A 2569-nucleotide genomic window follows, 5' to 3' on the forward strand; every position below is an offset into this window, starting at 1 on the left:
CATGCTCGCCAACGTGTGGCCGACGTTCGGCCTTGCTTTGTCCACGTCTCGGCTCGTGCTGCGGCTTCCGTCAGACGCCGAACTCGCGGACCTGGCCTGCCTGGCCGCTACCGGTGTGCACGGCTGCGATGAGCGCCCCTTCCTCACGCCTTGGGCAGAGGGCACGCCGGAAGAGCGCGCGAGCTTCGTGCTGGGCGAGCACTGGTTCCAGCTGTCGTCCTGGACGCCCGAAAACTGGCGACTGGGACTCGGCGTGTTCCTGCGCACCGGGCAGCCACTCGGCGTCGCGACATTGCGAGCTCGTGACTTCCGCGTGAACCGCGAGGTCACAACGTCGTCCTGGCTCGGGCTCGCGCACCAGGCGCAGGGATACGGCACCGAGGCCCGCACCGCGCTCCTGACCCTGGCCTTCGACCACCTCGGCGCCACAGACGCCACGACCGAGGTCTTCCAGGACAACCACAAGTCGCAGGGCGTGTCCCGCAAGCTCGGCTATCAGCCCGACGGCATCTCGCGAGACCGCCGCGGCGAGGAGGTCCTCATTTCCGACCGGCTCCGCCTGACCGCTGACCAGTGGGCAGCGAACCGGCCGAACGCCGCAGTTCAGGTCGCTGGCATCGACGAGGCTGTCCGCATGTTCATGTGAACGGGCACCGGCTTGGCCGCAGTGGACGCGAGGAGCAGATGGGCTCTCCACCACCGCAGCACGCAGAATTAAGGAACCCGAGGATCCCCGGCTCGCGGTGGAGTGCCGCAGGTCCCGCGGGAGTTGATTACGGGATGTCCGTTCGATCCCTTGTCAGGCCAAATCGTTACATGTAACGTAGGTGTCATGGCCGTAAGAGAGCGGGTAAGTGCTTACCGGGCCCGGATGCGGGCTCAGGGGCTGCGGCCAGTCCAAATCTGGGTACCCGACGTCCGCTCGCCCGGTTTCGCTGATGAAGCTCGCCGCCAGTCGGCCCTGGTCGCAGCAGCCGACCGCGCCAGTGACGACATGGACTTCGTCGAGGCAGTCTCCGACGACTGGGGCCGATGAGGCGCGGGGACATCGTCACCGTCGCCGGCGGTGTCTACGCAACCAAGCCGCGACCGGCCTTGATCGTCCAAGACGACCGGTTCGACGCAACCGACTCTGTGACGGTCTGCCCCTTCACGAGCACCACCATCGACGCGCCGCTGCTACGCGTGCCGGTTTCTGCCGACGCCGAGAACGGCCTAGACCACGACAGCTTCCTGATGGTCGACAAGATGACCACTGTCCGAAGGAGCAACGCCGGCATCGTCATCGGAAAGCTCGACGCAACAACCTTGGTCGAGTTTGAGAGGCGACTCCTCGTCTTCCTCGGCTTCGGCGCCTGAACCGCCCGCAGCGCGCCCGACAGGCGGTGAAGTGGGGCAGCGCTCGTCGCGCGTTGCCCCTCCAGCCGATCCATGGACATGGCATAACGCAACGCGTTATACTCGCATGGTGATCAGGTCGTTCGGCAACCCCATGACCGAACGCCTCTGGTCGCGAGAACGCACCAAGAAGCTCGACCCGCGGATCGAGCGGACCGCCCTACGAAAGCTCGTCATCGTGGATGCCGCCGAAACCCTCGATGACCTGCGGGTCCCGCCGGGCAATCGGCTCGAAGCCCTGCGAGGCGACCGGACCGGTCAACACAGCATTCGCATCAATCAGCAGTGGCGGGTCTGCTTCACCTGGACGCCTGCCGGCCCTGAGAACGTCGAGATCGTCGACTACCACTGACCCCAGGAGGAACACGATGACGACCATGACGCCGATCCACCCCGGGGAGGTCCTGCTCGAGGACTTCCTGGCTCCGCTTGGGGTGACCCAGCACCACCTGGCGATCTCCATCAGCGTCCCGCCACGTCGAATCAACGAGATCGTCCACAGAAAGCGTCGGATCAGCGCCGACACCGCACTTCGGCTGGCCCGCTACTTCGGCACCAGCGACCGGTTCTGGCTCAACCTGCAGACCCGCTACGACCTCGAACTCCAGAAGGACCACCTCGGTGCCGCCCTGGAACAGATCCACCCTCTCCAGAGCGCCTGACCACCAGCAACCTACGCGGTGGTAAGACGCGCGTCGTCGTTACCGATTCCCAGGCGAGCGCCCATTCATGATCGTGGCTGTATTGCAAGGGCGGATGGCCTGGGAAGTCGTGTTTTGTGACGCACTCTGTCCTCACCTCGCTCCTCGAGGGGCTGCGCCCTTACCACTTGACGAAGAGACGACGCAGCGAGTTAATGTCGTGAACAGTAGGCGATTCCCTCGTCGACATGGGGGCCGCGGCCGGGTCAGCCGACCGGCTATCTAGGAGGAAGCCATGACAGTGACAGCGAACCCCAACAAGGCACTGTGGGAGAAGGGCGACTTCACCCAGGTCGCTGACACCATGCGCGCCAGTGGGGAAGCACTAGTTGCCCGCCTGGGCGTTTCGCCAGGAATGCGCGTGCTCGACCTCGGTTGCGGGGACGGCACCACCGCCTTGCCGGCTGCCCGGGTCGGTGCGGAAGTGCTGGGGGTCGACATCGCCGGCAACCTGGTGGCGGCGGGCAACC

6 protein-coding genes are annotated in these 2569 nt (G+C 65.6%); all 6 read left to right on the top strand.

Features of this window, described 5'->3' with window-relative positions; genetic code table 11:
- Nucleotides 1–646 (top strand): GNAT family protein (locus H7290_RS05200; RefSeq protein ID WP_290512953.1); only part of this gene is annotated, 646 nt, incomplete at its 5' end.
- Nucleotides 647–832: 186 nt separating this feature from the next.
- On the top strand, nucleotides 833–1036 hold the full coding sequence (locus tag H7290_RS05205; protein ID WP_290512954.1) for an antitoxin MazE family protein: 204 nt from the start codon (nucleotides 833–835) through the stop codon (nucleotides 1034–1036).
- Nucleotides 1033–1359, top strand: coding sequence for a type II toxin-antitoxin system PemK/MazF family toxin (locus H7290_RS05210; RefSeq protein WP_290512955.1), 327 nt, complete (start codon nucleotides 1033–1035; stop codon nucleotides 1357–1359). The genes H7290_RS05205 and H7290_RS05210 overlap by 4 nt, the downstream gene beginning before the upstream one ends.
- A 106-nt stretch (nucleotides 1360–1465) precedes the next feature.
- Nucleotides 1466–1750 (top strand): type II toxin-antitoxin system RelE/ParE family toxin, encoded by a 285-nt coding sequence (locus H7290_RS05215; RefSeq protein ID WP_290512956.1) that lies wholly within the window; start codon nucleotides 1466–1468, stop codon nucleotides 1748–1750.
- A 16-nt stretch (nucleotides 1751–1766) separates the two neighbouring features.
- Entirely contained in the window at nucleotides 1767–2060 is a 294-nt protein-coding gene (locus H7290_RS05220; RefSeq protein WP_290512957.1) for a HigA family addiction module antitoxin, read from the top strand.
- 274 nt (nucleotides 2061–2334) lie between these two features.
- A partial coding sequence (locus H7290_RS05225; protein WP_290512958.1) for a class I SAM-dependent methyltransferase occupies nucleotides 2335–2569 on the top strand: 235 nt, incomplete at its 3' end.

Source organism: Aeromicrobium sp. (assembly GCF_014378035.1).
GTDB lineage: Bacteria > Actinomycetota > Actinomycetes > Propionibacteriales > Nocardioidaceae > Aeromicrobium.

Bases quoted from the DNA above. Each gene is read 5' to 3' on its own strand.
- H7290_RS05215 (WP_290512956.1), top strand. From the start codon at position 1,466: ATGGTGATCAGGTCGTTCGGCAACCCCATGACCGAACGCCTCTGGTCG.
- H7290_RS05220 (WP_290512957.1), top strand. From the start codon at position 1,767: ATGACGACCATGACGCCGATCCACCCCGGGGAGGTCCTGCTCGAGGAC.
- H7290_RS05210 (WP_290512955.1), top strand. From the start codon at position 1,033: ATGAGGCGCGGGGACATCGTCACCGTCGCCGGCGGTGTCTACGCAACC.
- H7290_RS05205 (WP_290512954.1), top strand. From the start codon at position 833: ATGGCCGTAAGAGAGCGGGTAAGTGCTTACCGGGCCCGGATGCGGGCT.